Raw genomic sequence first — 18,150 nt, 5'->3', positions numbered from 1 at the left:
CGTGAATTAGAGGGTGTAATCATCTCTTTGATGGCACAAGCCTCCTTAACTCGGAAAGAAATCGATTTAGAATTAGCAAAGTCTACCTTAAAGAGCATCGTTAACGAACAAGAGAAAGAATTAAGCGTAGAGAGTATCTTAGACGTGGTTACGAATCATTTTGATGTGGATCTAGATACTTTAAGAGGGAAATGCCGCAAAAAGGAAAATGTATTCCCACGTCAAATTGCGATGTATATGTTAAAGGAATTAACGAATCTTCCTTTAAAGTCGATTGGCTACCATTTTGGCGGAAGAGATCACAGTACTGTCATTCACGCAGTGCAAGCAGTCTCGGAAGCAATGGAAACAGATAAAGGTGTAGAAAAGACCATTCGAAATTTATTTACCCGATTTAATCTCAAAGGAGTTTAATCATAAAAAAAGCGACTAATCTACATTAGCCGCTTTTTTTACATTAAGACTGAGCTTATTCAGCTACAGCATCTTTATCAATAAGTGCACTGTCATCCACCTTCACTTTATCTTTAATCTTTGCTTCCAGCTCTTCCATTAATTCTGGATTATCTTTGATTAAGTCTTTTACGGCATCACGGCCTTGACCTAACCGGTTTCCATTGTAGGAGAACCAAGAGCCTGATTTATCAATTACTTCTAAATCAACTCCTAAATCAAGTATTTCACCTGCTTTAGAAATTCCTTCACCGTACATGATATCAAATTCAACAACCTTGAAAGGAGGCGCTAATTTGTTTTTTACCACTTTAACACGAGTTCGGTTACCTGTAATTGAATCAGCACTTTCTTTAATTTGACCAGCACGACGAATATCTAAACGTACTGACGCATAGAATTTTAAGGCATTACCACCTGTAGTCGTCTCTGGAGAACCAAACATCACACCAATCTTATCACGCAACTGGTTAATAAATACGCAGCAACAGCCTGTCTTATTAATCGTACCCGTTAGTTTACGTAAAGCTTGCGACATCAAACGAGCTTGAAGACCCATTTTAGAATCTCCCATTTCCCCTTCAATCTCCGCTTTAGGAACTAAAGCAGCCACTGAGTCAATTACAATAATATCAATCGCACCAGAGGAGATTAAATGTTCTGCAATTTCGAGCGCTTGTTCGCCATTGTCAGGTTGAGAGATTAAAAGATTTTCACAATCGATACCTAATTTCTCAGCGTAAGAACGATCAAAAGCATGTTCCGCATCTACAAAGGCAGCTAAACCTCCTGCCTTCTGAGCTTCAGCGATCATGTGCAAGGTTAATGTCGTTTTACCAGAGGATTCTGGACCATAGATCTCTACGACACGTCCTCTAGGTACACCGCCAATGCCTAAGGCTAAGTCTAATCCTAAGGAGCCTGTTGAAATAACAGGAACATCCATCACTTTACTATCGGATAAACGCATAACGGTTCCTTTTCCGTATGCTTTATCTAATTTCTCTAACGTAGTTTGTAAAGCTTTTAACTTTTCAGCCGCCAGGCCTTGCGCATCACTAGCTTGTTTCGCCATTTTCGTTTTTTATCTAAAATTTAAGGGGCAATCGACTATATTTGTTTTATCGTTTGGCCTATACAAAAATAGAAAATTGCCTCTAATTTTTTATACAAACAATTGATAATAAATTATGCTTTGGCATGAAAAATCAGACTCTTGTTATTTTTCTATTCTTATGTTCTTTCTGGAGCCTTTTTGCACAGGAAAATAATGCCTTAATAGCAGCAGAAAATCTAAAATACCGAATCCATTTAGGTTTCATTAATGCAGCAGAGGCTACCATAAAAAGTAGCTCAGTAACTAGCAAAATGGGAGACCGAACTGTTCGAAAAGTAGAAATTGAGGGTGTAACAACAGGAGTCCTTGAATTATTTAGTCCATTAAAAGACTATTGGTCAGCACTAATTGATACAGAGACCATGCTCCCGTTGAAGACAGAAATGCGCAAACGGGAAGGGCGCTACCGAAAGGAAGAAACTGTTCTGTATCAAATGGACAAAGGTTTTGCTAAGATTACCTCCCCTCAAAACAAACCTGTCACTAGTACCATTCAAGGGCCTAAAGATCTATTGGATCTGATTTCGGCCTACTACTTTTTGCGCAGTAAGCCCGTAACTGAAAAGAAACCAGGTTCCCGATGGTCAGCACAAGTATTAGTAGATAGTAAAATTTACGAATTGGTGTTAGTCGTTAAATCAAAGGAAACTATCAACACAGAGGCCGGTAAAAAAACTAGCATCAAAACGAATATTCTTTTGCCTAAAAATGACATGTTCAAGGAGGAAGATGCTATTCGGCTTTGGATCAGCGATGATGAGTACCAGGTTCCATTGAAAATTCAGGTCAACTTAAAGATTGGATTTTTAACGATCGACTTAATTGATTACAACATTCAAGGGAAGAAAATCTATTTCCCTAAAGCCTCTTTGTAGGCCGCTAACACTCTAACACGTGCAAATTCGTGATTAACAATAGGGGCAGGATAAGATAATTCTTGCAATTCAGGTACCCATTTTTTGATATAGGCTAAAGACTGATCAAATTTTTGTGTTTGCAAAGTCGGATTGAAAACACGGAAATAAGGAGCCGCATCACAGCCAGATCCAGCTGCCCATTGCCAGCCACCATTATTCGCAGAAAAATCGAAATCTAAAAGTTTCGAAGCAAAATAGGCTTCTCCCCAGCGCCAATCAATCAATAAATGTTTGACTAGAAAACTAGCTACTACCATCCGCACCCGGTTGTGCATAAATCCAGTAGCGTTCAATTCGCGCATCCCCGCATCCACGATCGGATATCCAGTCTTTCCATCGCACCAGGCCTTGAATTCCTGTTCATTATTTCGCCACTTCATACGATCATACTCCTTTCTAAAAGAATGCCCCTCTCCTATATGAGGAAAATGATGCACGATATTAAAGTAAAAATCACGCCATATCAACTCATTTAACCACACTTCAGACTTACCTAAAGCTTGGCGAACGAGGAAACGAATAGATAGTGTACCAAATCGCAAATGCACCGAGAGTCTGGAGGTACCTGGTTTGGCAGGAAAATCACGGTCCTGGGCGTATGCTTTGATTAATTCATCTTGTACCGCCGCTTGAGGAAATTGCAAGCCAGAGGGTTGAAATCCAATGTCTGCTAAAGTTGGAATTGTGAAAACATCAGAAACATAATTGGTACTAGCCTTGGAAGGAAAATTAGGTAAAACGCTCTCCGCTAATAATGCCTTCCACTTACGAGAATAAGGCGTGAAAACAGTATAAGGCGTACCTGCTCCGGACAATACCTCGTCCTTCTCAAAAACGACCTGGTCCTTGTAAGTTCTAAATTCGATTCCTTTTTCTTTAGCTAATGAGCTGACTGCTGCATCACGATCTATGCCATAACGCTCATAATCGTGGTTGGTATAAATCCGAATGACATCCCATTCAGTAAACAACTCTTTGAAAATATCGATAGGATTACCCTTTTTGACACATAAATGGCCACCGATAGCTTCATTAATACGCACAATAGATTGATGAATAAATTCCACGCGACCATCCATTTTAGAAGGGAGGCGATCCAGAATATTCGTATCAAAAATAAAGAGGGGAAGAACGGGTTCCGCGGCGGATAAAGCTTGGAATAATCCATGATTGTCTTCTACTCTTAAATCACGCCTAAACCAAAATATGGAAACTTTTTTCATCCTTTATGTATCTTAAAGGGGTAAACTACGCAGATTCTAGATTGTTTCAAAAATTTACCTTGACAAGCCCCCCTTCAATATGGTATATTTGTAGATTATAAAAATTCAACCCCTCTGAGAATGAAATTATCTGAATTCAGATTTGATTTACCCCAAAACTTAATTGCCCTTAACCCTACAGAGAATCGCGAAGATGCGCGAATGATGGTGGTTAATCGTAAGAACAAGACCATTGAACATAAGAAATTCACTGATATCATTGACTACTTTGGCGAAGGTGATGTCTTAGTTACCAATAATACAAAGGTTTTTCCGGCTCGTCTTTATGGCAACAAGGAAAAAACAGGTGCTCAAATCGAGGTATTTTTATTAAGAGAATTAAATAGAGAACACCGTCTTTGGGACGTATTAGTAGATCCAGCTCGTAAAATCCGGGTGGGTAATAAATTGTATTTTGGTGATTCTGACTTAGTTGCAGAAGTTATCGATAATACAACCTCTCGTGGACGTACCATTCGTTTCCTTTATGATGGAGATCACGATGCCTTAATGCAAACGATCCACGAATTAGGCGAAACGCCACTTCCTGATGAGATTCGTTTCAAAAGAGCAGCGACAGAAGATGATCGCGAGCGTTTCCAAACCATTTATGCTGAGCACGTGGGTGCTGTAGCTGCTCCTACCGCTGGATTACACTTCTCGAAGATTATCATGAAGCGTATGGAATTAAATGGTGCTCAGTTCACTCCCATCACATTACACGTAGGCTTAGGAACTTTCCGCCAGGTGGATGTAGAGGATTTAACCAAACACAAAACTGATTCTGAACACTTTATGATTAACGAGGCTACGTGTAATTATGTGAACGAGGCCATCGATAACAAAAAACAAGTTTTAGCCGTAGGAACCACCGTTATGAAGGCTTTAGAATCTTCTGTTTCGGCGAGTGGCCACCTAAAGCCAATCAATAGCTGGACAGATAAATTTATCTTCCCTCCTTACGAATTCAAAATACCAACAGCTTTGTTGACTAATTTCCATTTACCAGAATCGATTCTTTTAATGATGGCATCGGCTTTTGGTGGACATGATTTAATTACCGAAGCGTATAAACAAGCTATTAAGGAGAAATACCGTTTCTTCTCGTATGGTGATGTGATGTTAATCATCTAATTGAATTAATCGGGTTTGCTTTGAAAAAATATGCCATTATTGTCGCAGGGGGCTCCGGCCAACGTATGCAAAGTGCTGTCCCTAAGCAATTTTTGCTTTTGCAGGGCAAACCCGTTTTGTATCATTCCTTAGCTGCTTTTCACAAGGCTGATCCGCTTACGGAGTTAATTTTGGTTTTACCCGTAGATCAATTTGACTATTGGAAATCACTCATCACAAAGCTTCCCGTAATCCCACATAGATTAGTAGCTGGTGGTACTTCCAGATTTCACAGTAGTCAGAATGCAATAGAATCTATATCCGAGGATGGAATAGTGGCTATTCATGATGGAGTTCGCCCTTTGATTGAGCCAGAATTAATCAACAATGGATTTCAAACTGCTATCGGTCTAGGAAATGCTGTTTTAGCGGTAGCATCAAAAGATTCTGTTCGTTGTTATTCTACGGAAAAAGAAGGATATGAACACCTCAATCGGGAGTCCATTCGTTTGATACAAACACCCCAAATATTCGCTTTGAAAGATTTGAAAAAAGCTTTTAAACAAGACTATTCAGCTGATTTTACCGATGACGCTCGCGTCGTTGAGTCTATCGGTGTTAAAATAAACCTTGTCGAAGGATCTTATCGAAATTTAAAAATCACCACGCCTGAGGATTTAAACTTAGCCGAGGTCTTACTGAAATAATATGAAAAATACTTGGGACTGGATTGGAAAAAGTATCCTTCGCTATAAATTCTTCTTACTGGGATTTATTCTATTAGCAACCATTGTATTAGGTTTCAAAGCTAGTCAAATTCAGCTGAGCTATGAATTAGCTAAAATTCTTCCTAAAACAGACGAGCGTTTTCAATTATACGAGGGATTCAAAAAGAAATATGGAGAGGATGGCGCCGTAATGGTCATTGCTGTAGAAAACGAGCAAATTTTTAGCCCAGAGGAATTCAAAGCTTGGGCTGATTTAAGCTCAGCCGTTAAAAACCAACCAGGCATCAAAAATGTCCTTTCCCTGTCTACTCTACCTGAATTATACATTGACTCTACCGAGAAGAAATTCAAAACACGCCCATTACTTGATTCAACAAAAGCGCTAAATCAAGAGAATCTGGATCATTTTAAAGCTCAATTAGACAATCTACCGATCTACAAAAACTTCCTTTATACGGAAGATTTAAAGACGCATCTCCTGCTCATTACCTTGGATCAAAAGGTCATCAATGATAAAGGGCGAATTACCTTAGTGAAAAACATTAAGGCCCTAGGTGAACAATACCAAGCGAAAATGAAGCATACGGTACATATGACGGGCATGCCTTTCATTCGTACAGAATATACCTCGCAGGTAACGAAGGAATTAAGCTTATTCTTAGGATTAGCCATTTTAGTTACTTCACTTATCTTGTTATTCTTCTTCCGCTCCTTTCAAGTGGTATTCTTCGCGAATATTGTGGTGCTGGTTGGAATTGTGGCTTCTTTGGCCACAATTGTGTTCTTTGGGTTTAAGATTACTTTATTGTCAGGATTGATTCCTCCCCTGATCGTGGTGATCGGTATTCCAAATGTTATTTTCTTATTGAACAAATACCATGAGACCTATTTAGCGGGAAAAACGAAGGAAGAGTCTTTGATTGAAAGTGCTTCCAAGGTAGGAAGAACCTTGTTTTTAGCTAACCTAACTACGTCGATTGGTTTTGGAGTATTTGCGTTTACGGGATCTGCGTTATTAGTTGAATTTGGTGTGGTAGCCGCATTGAATGTGATGATTACCTTCTTTATCTCGTTGGTTCTCATTCCTATTTTCTTTAGTTTCTTAGCGCCGCCTCAAAAGAAAGATTTAGCCCATTTTGAATCCGTTCGAGTGAATAAGTTCTTGAATAGAGTCGATGTATGGGTAATGCATCACCGTAGATCGATCTATAGTTTTATTTCCATTATTTTAGTTATCTCTATTTATGGATTGACTAAAATTCAGGCAGTCGGTTATATCGTTGATGATTTACCTCGTGATAATGCCATTTATACCGATTTAATGTTTGTAGAAACTAGATTTAAAGGGGTTATGCCTTTTGAAATCAATATCGATGCGTATGAAAAAGGGAGAGCATTGACGCCGGAACTTTTGGCCAAAATCAAAAGAACCGAAAAATTACTCGCTAAATACCCTGAATTCACATCAGGTTTATCCATTTTAACGGCTACGAAATACTTGTATCAGGTCTACAGAGGCGGTGATCCTAAGTATTTTGCTTTGCCGGGGATAGATGAATTAAGTAAATTAAAAGATTTTCAATCCAGCCTTGATGGCAAAAAGGACAACCTTTTCGCTGGCTTCTTAGACAAGGATAAACGCTTCACGCGCGTCAGCTTCCAAATGCAGGATGCTGGAACCGTACGAACTAGAGTCTTATTTGATGAAATTCAACCTAAAATTGATAGTATATTCCGAACAGATGTCGAAACGGGAGAATTTTTAGCAAAAGGAGATAAAAGAGGATACCAAGCGGATGTGACCGGTAATTCTGTCATTTATGCATTCCAAACAGAATATTTGCAAGTAAACCTGATCGAGAGTACAATTACCGCAATCATCTTGATTTGTATTTTAATGGCGCTCCTATTCCGTTCCTGGAAAATGGTGTTAATCTCTACCCTTCCCAGCTTAATTCCATTGATCATTACAGCGGGATTGATGGGCTATTTTGGCATTGCCTTAAAGCCTAGTACTATTCTAATATTCTCCATCGCCTTCGGAATCTCGAGTGATGGAACTATCTATTTCTTAACACGATATAAGGAAGAATGGGCTAAAAACAATCAAAACGTCCACAAAGCAGTTCAAATAACTATTTTAAAAACGGGTGTTTCTATGTTCTATACTGCGATGATTCTGTTTTTTGGCTTCTTTATCTTTACGGCTTCGACCTTTAAAGGCACGCAAGCCTTGGGAATTCTGGTATCTGTGACCTTGTTGATGGCGATGATTTGTAATCTAATCTTGTTACCCGCATTCTTGCTTGGCCTAAATAAAAAGGAGATTTCCACCATTTTAGAAGAAGATTTATAAATGGCTGAGACTAAACCGTCATTATATACCTTATCGTTCTTCTTACTTTGCCTAAGTAATTTCTTGTTTTCAGCCAGTTTCTCGATGATTATCCCAGAGCTGCCTGATTATCTAGCTAGTTTAGGAGGAAAGGAATATATCGGATATACAATCGCTCTATTTACTTTAGCAGCCGGTATTTCTAGACCTTTTTCAGGTAAATTGACCGATCATGTAGGTCGTATTCCCATTATGGCCTTTGGCTCCTTAGTTTGCTTCATATGTGGAGGACTTTATCCTCTTTTACATACAGTTCAGGGTTTTTTGTTTCTACGATTTATTCATGGCATGTCTACTGGAACTAAACCCACAGCGACTGCAGCTTATGTGGCTGACGTGATTCCAGAAGACCGTAGAGGAGAAGCACAGGGCAGTTTAGGTATATTCACAGCGACAGGAATGTCCATTGGACCTGCCATCGGGAGTTTTTTAGCTTCGACTTATGGTTTAGACCAAATGTTTTACCTATCCTCCCTATTTGCATTAGCTTCGATTGTAATTCTGAGCCGAATGAAGGAAACCTTACCCGTTTCCATGAAATCTCGGTTAAAATTATCCCTTTTCCGAATCGGATGGAAAGATGTTTTTGAGCCTAAAATCGTACCTATATTTTGGATCATGTTATTCGTCTCCTTTTCAGCAGGAGCTATAATCACTTTAATTCCTGATAGCTCTAAAATCATAGGTTGGTCAAACAAAGGCTTATACTTTACTATCTATACCATATCATCCATTCTTATTCGTCTCTTTTTTTCCAAAGCCTCAGATCAGTACGGTCGAATTCCTATTTTGATTTTTGGATGCTTTATGCTGAGCCTTTCCATGTTTCTATTAGTTTTCGATGCTAATACCTACTTATTGGTTGCTTCAGCCATACTTTACGGAGTAGCCTGGGGTTTCAACACACCCACACTAGCAGCATGGACAAATGATTTAGGAGATAAAAACCACATGGGACGCGCCATGGCTACCATGTACATTGCTCTAGAAGCGGGTATTGGAATCGGTGCCTACGTAGCAGGAGAAGTTTACCAAGGAATTCCTAATCGCATTCCAATTCCATTTTTAATCGCTGGATTATTATCTTTACTCGCATTCTTACTTTTGTGGAGGAAAAAACAAGATTGGACCTATGGAATTTAAGGACTATTTAATTCAAAAAAATATCTGTTCCATTAGCTTTTCAGCGGCGGATCCTTCCTTGTTTCAAATTTGGTCTACCACCTATAATCTTCTGCATCCTAACAGTTTCACAGAACAGAACAAGTTCATTATCAACAAAATCCGAAGAAAATATCCACTGAAAAAGGAGTAGTTCCCTGCAATTCTTGCCTTTAAAATTGTAAATAACCAAAAAAGTATTGTACTTTTTAAACATTTGATTCAATCAAATAGTTACAACGTACATAATACAGAAATTTGTAAAAATTAATTCGCAAGACAATGCCCGAAAACAATTTACAAAACTTGTTCCCTTCAGCTGGACAAATTCCAAAAGAATACGATTTAACGCATCCTATTGAGCAAAAAGAATATTTAGTCAATGGAGAGATGCGTCAATGGAAAGGTAAAACGCAAGACGTTTGGTCACCCATCTATATAAAAACAGATAAAGGTTTCGAACAAAAACGAATCGGCTCTTATCCTATCACGGATGCAGCAGATGCGATGGAAGTTTTGTATGCTGGCGTAAAGGCCTATTCAAATGGCCGTGGTGAATGGCCATCGATGACAGTTGCACAAAGAATCGAATGTGTGGAGAAATTCACTCAAAAGATGATTCAAAAGCGCGATGAGGTTGTCAAATTATTAATGTGGGAAATCGGTAAATCATTAGGTGATTCTCAAAAAGAGTTTGACCGTACCGTGCAATATATTTACGACACGATCGGTGCTTTAAAAGATATCGACCGTAATTCTTCTACTTTCTTAATCGAAGAAGGAATCATCGGACAAGTAAGACGTTCTCCATTAGGTGTGGTACTTTGTATGGGACCATTCAACTACCCGTTGAATGAAACCTTTACAACGCTCATCCCGGCTTTAATCATGGGAAATATCGTTTTATTCAAACCACCGAAACACGGTACTTTATTACACTATCCTTTACTTGAGGCATTCAAAGATTCATTCCCAGCAGGTGTTATCAATACACTTTATGGTCGTGGAAATTCCATCATTCCTCAATTAATGGAATCAGGTAAAATCGACGTATTAACTTTAATCGGTTCTTCTAAAGTAGCGGATAAGTTAAAGAAAATGCACCCGAAAGTAAATCGTTTACGTGCCATTTTAGGCCTAGATGCGAAAAATGCAGCGATTGTTACTAAGAGTGCAGACTTGGACTCGGCAATTAATGAATGTCTTTTAGGCTCACTTTCCTTCAATGGACAACGTTGTACCGCAATTAAAATCATCTTTGTTCACAAATCTCTTGCAGATAAATTCAATGAAGGTTTAGCTAAAAAGATTGAAGCCATGAAATTAGGTATGATGTGGGAGCCTGGTGTTCAAATCACACCACTTCCTGAGCCTAACAAGCCTGCCTACTTAACAGAATTGATCGAAGATGCGAAATTACACGGAGCTAAAGTGATGAACGAACATGGCGGAGAAAATTTCAAATCGATCTTCTTCCCTGCTTTATTGTATCCAGTAACTAGCAAGATGAAAGTATGGCATGAAGAGCAATTTGGACCTGTGGTACCTGTTGTTCCATTCGAAAACTTAGATGAGCCAATCGATTACATCCACGAGTCTTCGCACGGTCAGCAAGTGGCGATCTTCGGAACAGATGTAAATGAAATCTCAGAATTAATTGATGAGACGGTAAATCAAGTTTCTCGTGTAAATATCAATGCACAATGTCAACGTGGACCGGATTCATTCCCTTTCACAGGTCGTAAGGATTCAGCAGAGGGTACACTTTCGGTTACAGCAGCATTACGCTCGTTCTCGATTCGTACCGTGGTAGCGACAAAAGCGACACAATCAAATAAAGACATTGTAAACGCGATCGTTGAGAACCAGCAATCGAACTTCTTGTCTACCCGATTCATTTTGTAATCTGACGACTGATATAAAAGAAAAGGCCAGCGCTTTCGCGCTGGCCTTTTTTATTGTTACTTCTTATAGAGCGGCTCTTTGCGCTTTCACCGAAGGATCGGTAATGAATTCATCATAGGTCATTAATTTATCTAATTGGCCTTTAGAACCGATTTCAATCACGCGATTCGCCACTGTATCTGTTAACTGGTGATCATGGCAAGTGAAAAGCATGGTTCCTGGGAATTCAATCATACCATTATTCAAGGCAGTGATGGATTCTAAGTCTAAGTGATTCGTAGGCTCGTCAAATAAAAGCACGTTTGCGCCTGACAACATCATGCGAGAGAACATACAACGCTGTTTTTCTCCTCCTGAGATGACCGTACATTTTTTTAAGGCCTCATCTCCCGAGAATAACATTCTGCCTAAGAAACCGCGAATAAAACTCTCATCTTTTTCAATAGAATATTGACGTAACCAATCCACTAAATTCATGGAATCGTCTTCAAAGTATTTGGCATTATCATTAGGTAAATAGGTCTGAGTCGTCGTTACTCCCCAAGTAAATTCTCCCGTGAAATTCGTGTTCTCTCCTGCCAGAATGTCTAATAAGGCAGTGATTGCCAAAGAGTCCTTCGCTAAAAGTGCTACTTTATCCCCTTTATTAATGGTGAAGGATAGATTAGTGAACAAGGGAGTACCATCGTCTGTCTTTGCTGAAAGATTGACAACACTTAACAATTGATCCCCTGCTTCGCGCTCCGGCTTGAAGTTAATAAATGGATATTTACGAGAAGAGGGCTTGATGTCATCGACTTGTAACTTATCTAACATTTTTTGACGAGACGTGGCTTGCTTTGACTTCGCTACGTTTGCAGAGAATCGACGAATAAACTCCTCTAATTCCTTCCGCTTCTCGTCGGTCTTTTTGTTCTGATCTGTGCGTTGACGCGCTGCTAATTGAGATGATTCGTACCAGAATGTATAGGTGCCACCGTATAATTGAATTTTGCCAAAATCTAAGTCAGCAATGTGCGTACACACATTATCTAAGAAGTGACGATCGTGAGAAACTACAATAACCGTATTCTTAAAGTTCATCAAATAGCCTTCTAGCCATAAAATAGAATCAATGTCCAAGTTATTGGTAGGCTCATCCAATAATAAAATATCAGGGTTACCAAATAAAGCTTGTGCTAATAAAACCTTTACTTTATCAGATCCATTTAAATCCTTCAATAAAGTGTAATGAAGATCCGCTGAAATACCTAAGCCACCTAACAAAGAACCCGCCTCCGACTCCGCTTCCCATCCATTTAATTCAGCAAATTCTGCTTCTAAATCCGCCGCTTTATTTCCGTCTGCCTCAGTGAAGTCTTCTTTCAAGTAAATCGCATCCTTTTCTAGCATGATGTCATACAGGCGCTTATTTCCCATAATCACCGTTTGCAAGACCTGAACCTCTTCGTATTCAAAGTGATTTTGCTTCAAAATCGACATACGCTCACCTGGGTTCATCGAAACGGAACCTGTTTGAGATTCAATTTCGCCAGATAAGATTTTCAAAAAAGTAGATTTACCTGCGCCATTAGCACCGATTAAACCATAACAGTTACCTTCAGTAAATTTGATATTAACTTCTTCGAAAAGGACTCTTTTCCCAAAACGTAGGGACACATTAGATACTTGCAACATAGGAGCTGGATTAAATAGGGTGCAAAATTACTAATTTTGACACCGATTATCATATTTTTTTTGCAATTTCGAAACGAATTAGAGACTATGGAACCCACAAATTCGGCCGAAACCTTGCATCTCCGAATAAACGCGGAGAATTTCCGGGAGCAATTACTAGCTCACCCGAAAAAGGATTCTCGTATCACATCTGTTCAAATTGAAATCTCCAATGAGTATTTTCTTTTAATTCCGAATTCGTATGATTCCCCTACCTATCGTTTAGGTTTTCTAGAGAAAGCATTAGGCGAACATGCATTAGTGGGTAAAGAAATTCAACAACAATACGTAGAAGCTGAAGATGCAAATTTGGTTTTTCTAGTGCCTAGTGATTGGAAAGACTACATTTCTGCTCATTTTTCCTATGCAAAAATTACCTATACACATAGCTTAGCCAATTGTTTGCACCAGAATGACCAACAATTAAACTTATTTATTCAGGGAAAATTAGCTTTCGCGAGCTTGTACCAAGGGAATAAATTACAATTAGCTAACGTTTACCCGTTTGAATCCCCTATCGAATTAGCCTTTTACTTGCAATCCATTCGGGACGCTTTCTCTTTAAATTGGTCCTTATTCCCACCCATATTAGCAGTAGGTTCTCAGGATATTCCTGAAGCTGAACTTTATCAAATACCTTATGCCTCACACTAAAAAAGCATTTTTTCCTGGTTCATTCGATCCTTTTACGAAAGGTCATGAGGATATTGTACTAAGAGCTTTGGCCCTATTTGATGAAGTCATCATAGGAATAGGCCAAAACTCATCGAAATCTCGCTATTTCCCATTAGAGAAAATGGAGGAATACATACGGAAGACTTTTGAAGGAAAACCTGTTAGTGTAGTAACCTACCAAAATTTAACAGCCAATGTCGCACACGAATATGGAGCTAAATTTATCATAAGAGGTTTGCGCAATACGACGGACTTCGAATATGAAAACTCGATATCACAAGTGAATAGACACATTCACAATGAACTAGAGACAGTTTTCTTAATTACCTCACCTCACCTTGCACCCATCAGTTCTACCATTATCCGCGATTTACATCGCTACGGAAGTCCGGTAGACCAATATTTACCCTATACCTTAGACTAGTTTTCTGAATTTTTCGATCACGTAACGAATAGAAGAATAGGTATTCGTTAAAGCTTGTGTTTGCTTTTTATCATTCATCCACTCCACTTTCTCGATTCCCTCTTCGGTCTGAGGAATAAGTGTACCCGTAAAGTGTGTTTTCATCGCATACCAACGCGTTTTTTTCAACACCAGCTTATTCTTGTGGGTATAGGTATGGTAGGTGGTACAAATTTTATTTCCTAATTCGGCCTTCACATTACATTCCTCCTCCACTTCTCTAACGGCTGCCGTTTCGAATTTTTCATTCTTTTCTAATTTGCCTTTAGGCAAATCCCATTTACCCAAACGATACATCCACAAGGTATCTTGATTTTGATTAACTACCACTCCTCCAGCCGCTTCCACGAGCTGGTATAGCTTGACAATCTTTTGTTTGAATAACTTGCGATCCTCTACAATGAGATATAATGCATGAAAATGAATACCAGACTTCGCATGTAAATTCATGAGAATCTTCTCTAATTGCTCTGTACTAGCATTAATGATACAGGTATGGCCGCTAAAATTTTCCACTTTAAGCGGAGACAATCTAGCGTCTAGGACTAAATCAAAATCCTCTTTAGATGGCATTTCTCCCAACTCCTTCTTCTTCACAATTCTGATCGGTCGATCATCAATAAAAATTACCATCTGTTCAATTTTCTGTGGCAAAATTAGAATTAAATGGTGAAAGATTAACTGAATAAATTATTTTTGTAAATATAAATTTAGAAACTACCCTCATGCAAAATTTGACGATTCCTCAAGAAGTTGCCCAACACCTTTTAAAGATCCAAGCCATTCAATTGCGACCGGATCAACCGTTTACTTGGGCTTCAGGCTGGAATTCTCCCATCTATTGCGATAATCGCGTCTCTTTGTCTTTTCCAGAGGTACGTACCTACATTAAAAATTGTCTATCTGCAGCAGTTAAAGCGTATTTTCCACAAGTAGACATCATAGCTGGTGTGGCAACTGCGGGTATTGCTCAAGGAGCATTAGTAGCTGATTTTCTAGACTTGCCATTTTGTTATGTGCGCCCAGAGCCTAAAAAACATGGAATGGGAAATCAAATCGAAGGTAAAATAGAAAAAGGACAAAAAGTGGTTCTCATTGAGGACCTAATATCAACTGGAGGAAGCTCTTTAAAAGCAGCAGAAGCCTTGAAAGAAGCAGGTGTCGAAGTATTAGGCATGGTGGCCATTTTTACCTATGGATTCGAAATTGCGGATGAAAATTTCAAAAACGCGAACATCCCCTTATATACTTTGAGCAACTACAATGCGTTAATTGAAGAAGCCGTTCAATTGGATTATGTAACAGAAACCCAATTAATGACCTTACAAGACTGGAGAGTTTCTCCTAGCACTTGGAGAAAATAATCAGGATAACATATATCCATCGCCATTCGTTGATTGTATCATCCCTTTCAATTCCAAATTCAGCAGAATAAGTGCTAACTCATCTTGTGGAATTTCTGAACGCTGTAAAAGCTCATTTGAAGAAAGTTGTCCTTCTCGATGTAAAAGAGAAATGATCGCAGTTTCATTCAACGTAAAAAGTTTTTGACTTAACTCGGGGTGTAAAGCCAACCTGTCTTTTGCTTGCTCCCAATTCAATTCTTGCATAAAATCATCCCATGAAGTATAAATCGTGGCTTTAAGATTTCTAATCAACAGATTACATCCTTTAGAAAAAGGTCTATTTAAACTACCAGGAACGGCGAAAACGGTTCGATTATAGTTAAGCGCATAATCAGCCGTAATGAGTGCCCCTCCTTTTTCTGCTGCTTCCACAACTATGGTCGCATCCGAAAGTCCTGCAATAATTCTGTTTCGAACTGGAAAATGATATGATGCAGGTGGAATGTGGGGGGCATACTCAGAAAGTAAAGCACCGGTAGCTAAAATTTGATCTATATACATCGCATTTTCATGGGGGTATATATGTCGAAAACCTCCTGCTAAGACAGCAATGGTAGGGACCTGGCATGTTAGGCACGCTTTATGTAAGGTTATGTCAATTCCTCGTGCAAATCCACTTACCAATATGACTTCATCTTTAATCGAAGATTGAACGAGTTCCTCGGTCACCTTTTTACCCACATCACTTGCATGGCGCGTTCCGACCACAGCTACAATCCGATGCGCATTTAGATCCGCAGGTCCTTTTTTAAAAAGTATTAAAGGGGCGTCATATAGATCTTTGATTCGCTGAGGATAAGCAGGATCTTCGAAATAGAGGATTTGAATCTGCTCCTCTTCGCAAATTTTTACGGTCTTTTCTGCTTCCCGCAAAGCTTCTGCAGCATGAGATTGATAGGATGCTAATCTGAAGATGTCGGTTAAATTAGGATAAAGGGAGGCTAACTCTTTGCCTTTAACGGGCCCTACTTTAGGGAGGTAGGTCAAGGCGATTTGGTATACGATTAAAGGATACGTGGTTTTCATCGGAGTAATTTTCCGAAACCTACGCTTATTCTAAGTCTAAATCCGCCTTCATCCCTTGTAAAAAATTACGAATATCAGTTAGTTGATTAATGATGTTTTGGTGGGGATTTTTTTCCTTGCCTTTGAAATTTAAGGCTTGCTTCGCTCCTTCGATTGTTAAACCTCGCTCATCGATCAAATTAACCAAGACCTTGATTTTTTCGATGTCTTGTGGGGTGTATTTACGAATACCTGAACCGGCTCTTTTAGGAGATAAGTGGGGGAATTGAGTCTCCCAATAGCGAATCTTGGAGGTATTCACCTTGAAAATAGCTGCTACCTCTGAAATAGAATAATATTGCTTGCTTAATTCCATCAATAATTTTAAACCCAAAATGGGCTTCTTCAAAAAATAGACTTAATTTTGTAATTCCTTTTTACAGGTGCCTAAGTAAAACTACAAAGGTTCCTTTCATTTTACAATAAATCGCATGACCTCTTCTGAGATACGTCAACAATTTTTGGATTTCTTTCAATCAAAAGGCCATTTAATTGTTCCTTCTGCTCCTTTGGTGGCAAAAAATGACCCTACCCTTTTATTCAACAATTCGGGGATGGCTCAGTTCAAAGATTTTTTCTTGGGCAACGGTACGCCGCCATCGAAGAGAATTGCGGATACCCAAAAATGCCTACGTGTTTCAGGAAAGCACAATGACCTAGAGGATGTAGGATTTGATACCTACCACCACACCATGTTTGAGATGTTAGGGAATTGGTCTTTTGGCGATTATTTTAAAAAAGAAGCCTTAACCTGGTCTTGGGAGTTATTAACAGAGGTATTTAAATTACCGAAAGACCGTATTTATGTGTCGGTTTTCGAAGGAGACAAAAAAGATGGAGTTCCTTTTGATCAAGAGGCCTTTGATATTTGGAAGGCGATTGTGGGTGAAGACCGAATTATTTACGGAAATAAGAAAGATAACTTCTGGGAAATGGGCGAAACAGGCCCATGTGGACCATGTTCTGAGATACACATCGACCTTAGAAATCAAGACGAAGTTGATTCGATTCCGGGCAAAAGCCTAGTGAATGCCGATCATCCACAAGTAGTCGAGATTTGGAATAACGTATTTATGCAGTTTGAGCGTATGGCAGATGGTTCATTAGTACCGCTTCCTAACAAACACGTGGATACGGGTATGGGCTTTGAACGTCTTTGTATGGCGATTCAAGGAAAGCAATCCAATTACGATACGGATGTATTCCAAGGCACCATTCAATACATTGCTACTAAAAGTGGTAAGAAATACGGTGATGAAAAATGGGCAGATATCGCGATGCGCGTTATCTCAGACCATATTCGTGCCATTGCATTTTGTATTGCAGATGGCCAGTTACCTTCTAATAACAAGGCAGGTTATGTGATCCGTCGAATTTTACGTCGTGCGGTGCGTTATGGCTATACTTATTTAGATTTCAAAGAGCCTTTCTTGCACTTATTAATTCCTGGATTAGCACAACAATTCAAAGGAGTATTCGATGAATTAATCTCACAAGAAGCCTTCGTTGCTAAAGTAATTTACGAAGAGGAAGTTTCCTTCTTGCGTACATTGTCATCCGGATTAGTTCGTTTAGATAAGTTAATGGAGGATTGCTCAGGCAAAGTGCTATCGGGAGACGATGTATTTGAATTAAATGATACCTACGGTTTTCCAGTCGATTTAACAGCTCTAATCGCTCGTGAAAAAGGATTAGATATTGATGAGCCAGGATTTAATGCTGCGCTGAAAGCACAAAAAGAGCGTTCTCGTAAAGATGCAGGTGCTAGTGCAGA

The 18,150-nt window shown here is 39.1% G+C and carries 18 protein-coding genes; 12 read left to right on the top strand and 6 right to left on the bottom strand.

Features of this window, described 5'->3' with window-relative positions:
• Window positions 1-414: helix-turn-helix domain-containing protein (locus ACILP5_RS10640; RefSeq protein ID WP_395618628.1), on the top strand; the 414-nt coding region annotated here is incomplete at its 5' end.
• 55 nt (window positions 415-469) lie between these two features.
• Here the strand turns inward: ACILP5_RS10640 and recA are convergent.
• Complete coding sequence (recA, locus tag ACILP5_RS10635) at window positions 470-1,528, bottom strand: recombinase RecA (protein WP_395618627.1); 1,059 nt, start codon at window positions 1,526-1,528, stop codon at window positions 470-472.
• 125 nt (window positions 1,529-1,653) lie between these two features.
• Here recA and ACILP5_RS10630 point away from each other — a divergent pair, with 125 nt between their 5' ends.
• The gene (locus ACILP5_RS10630) at window positions 1,654-2,445 is read left to right on the top strand and encodes a DUF3108 domain-containing protein (protein WP_395618626.1); all 792 of its coding nucleotides are present in this window, start codon (window positions 1,654-1,656) and stop codon (window positions 2,443-2,445) included.
• On the opposite strand, the gene ACILP5_RS10625 is transcribed toward ACILP5_RS10630, so the two are convergent.
• The gene (locus tag ACILP5_RS10625; RefSeq protein WP_395618625.1) at window positions 2,421-3,710 is read right to left on the bottom strand and encodes a cryptochrome/photolyase family protein; all 1,290 of its coding nucleotides are present in this window, start codon (window positions 3,708-3,710) and stop codon (window positions 2,421-2,423) included. The two genes, ACILP5_RS10630 and ACILP5_RS10625, sit on opposite strands and share 25 nt — an antisense overlap.
• A gap of 120 nt (window positions 3,711-3,830) precedes the next feature.
• On the opposite strand from ACILP5_RS10625, the gene queA reads away from it, so the two are divergent.
• From queA to ACILP5_RS10595, 6 genes are all read left to right on the top strand, one after another.
• Window positions 3,831-4,883 (top strand): tRNA preQ1(34) S-adenosylmethionine ribosyltransferase-isomerase QueA, encoded by a 1,053-nt coding sequence (gene queA, locus ACILP5_RS10620; RefSeq protein WP_395618624.1) that lies wholly within the window; start codon window positions 3,831-3,833, stop codon window positions 4,881-4,883.
• Window positions 4,884-4,903: 20 nt separating this feature from the next.
• The gene (locus tag ACILP5_RS10615) at window positions 4,904-5,569 is read left to right on the top strand and encodes a 2-C-methyl-D-erythritol 4-phosphate cytidylyltransferase (protein WP_395618623.1); all 666 of its coding nucleotides are present in this window, start codon (window positions 4,904-4,906) and stop codon (window positions 5,567-5,569) included.
• A gap of 1 nt (window position 5,570) precedes the next feature.
• Entirely contained in the window at window positions 5,571-7,946 is a 2,376-nt protein-coding gene (locus ACILP5_RS10610; protein WP_395618622.1) for an RND family transporter, read from the top strand.
• A complete protein-coding gene (locus ACILP5_RS10605) occupies window positions 7,947-9,128 on the top strand; it encodes an MFS transporter (RefSeq protein WP_395618621.1) in 1,182 nt (393 codons plus the stop codon).
• A complete protein-coding gene (locus ACILP5_RS10600; RefSeq protein WP_395618620.1) occupies window positions 9,118-9,300 on the top strand; it encodes a hypothetical protein in 183 nt (60 codons plus the stop codon). The genes ACILP5_RS10605 and ACILP5_RS10600 overlap by 11 nt, the downstream gene beginning before the upstream one ends.
• A gap of 128 nt (window positions 9,301-9,428) precedes the next feature.
• The gene (locus ACILP5_RS10595) at window positions 9,429-11,051 is read left to right on the top strand and encodes an NADP-dependent glyceraldehyde-3-phosphate dehydrogenase (protein WP_395618619.1); all 1,623 of its coding nucleotides are present in this window, start codon (window positions 9,429-9,431) and stop codon (window positions 11,049-11,051) included.
• A gap of 63 nt (window positions 11,052-11,114) precedes the next feature.
• Here the strand turns inward: ACILP5_RS10595 and ACILP5_RS10590 are convergent, their stop codons facing one another.
• Complete coding sequence (locus ACILP5_RS10590; protein WP_395618618.1) at window positions 11,115-12,728, bottom strand: ABC-F family ATP-binding cassette domain-containing protein; 1,614 nt, start codon at window positions 12,726-12,728, stop codon at window positions 11,115-11,117.
• Between the two features lie 87 nt (window positions 12,729-12,815).
• On the opposite strand from ACILP5_RS10590, the gene ACILP5_RS10585 reads away from it, so the two are divergent.
• Both ACILP5_RS10585 and coaD read left to right on the top strand, forming a co-directional pair.
• Entirely contained in the window at window positions 12,816-13,421 is a 606-nt protein-coding gene (locus tag ACILP5_RS10585; protein WP_395618617.1) for a DUF3822 family protein, read from the top strand.
• The gene (coaD, locus tag ACILP5_RS10580; RefSeq protein WP_395618616.1) at window positions 13,408-13,866 is read left to right on the top strand and encodes a pantetheine-phosphate adenylyltransferase; all 459 of its coding nucleotides are present in this window, start codon (window positions 13,408-13,410) and stop codon (window positions 13,864-13,866) included. Before ACILP5_RS10585 ends, coaD begins: the two co-directional genes overlap by 14 nt.
• Here coaD and ACILP5_RS10575 read toward each other — a convergent pair.
• On the bottom strand, window positions 13,858-14,538 hold the full coding sequence (locus tag ACILP5_RS10575) for an NUDIX hydrolase (RefSeq protein ID WP_395618615.1): 681 nt from the start codon (window positions 14,536-14,538) through the stop codon (window positions 13,858-13,860). The genes coaD and ACILP5_RS10575 overlap by 9 nt on opposite strands.
• Before the next feature lie 92 nt (window positions 14,539-14,630).
• On the opposite strand from ACILP5_RS10575, the gene pyrE reads away from it, so the two are divergent.
• Window positions 14,631-15,269: an orotate phosphoribosyltransferase gene (gene pyrE / locus ACILP5_RS10570; RefSeq protein WP_395618614.1), complete on the top strand. Its 639-nt coding sequence runs from the start codon at window positions 14,631-14,633 to the stop codon at window positions 15,267-15,269.
• On the opposite strand, the gene dprA is transcribed toward pyrE, so the two are convergent.
• Together dprA and ACILP5_RS10560 are read right to left on the bottom strand one after the other, a co-directional pair.
• Window positions 15,270-16,337 (bottom strand): DNA-processing protein DprA, encoded by a 1,068-nt coding sequence (gene dprA / locus ACILP5_RS10565; RefSeq protein ID WP_395618613.1) that lies wholly within the window; start codon window positions 16,335-16,337, stop codon window positions 15,270-15,272.
• A gap of 25 nt (window positions 16,338-16,362) precedes the next feature.
• The gene (locus ACILP5_RS10560; protein ID WP_395618612.1) at window positions 16,363-16,725 is read right to left on the bottom strand and encodes a MerR family transcriptional regulator; all 363 of its coding nucleotides are present in this window, start codon (window positions 16,723-16,725) and stop codon (window positions 16,363-16,365) included.
• 82 nt (window positions 16,726-16,807) lie between these two features.
• Here ACILP5_RS10560 and alaS point away from each other — a divergent pair.
• On the top strand, window positions 16,808-18,150 hold a 1,343-nt coding region (alaS, locus tag ACILP5_RS10555; protein ID WP_395618611.1), incomplete at its 3' end, for an alanine--tRNA ligase.

This window comes from Aquirufa sp. (assembly GCF_044239315.1).
Taxonomy (GTDB): Bacteria; Bacteroidota; Bacteroidia; order Cytophagales; family Spirosomataceae; genus Aquirufa.
This window is presented reverse-complemented; position numbering and strand designations above follow the sequence as displayed.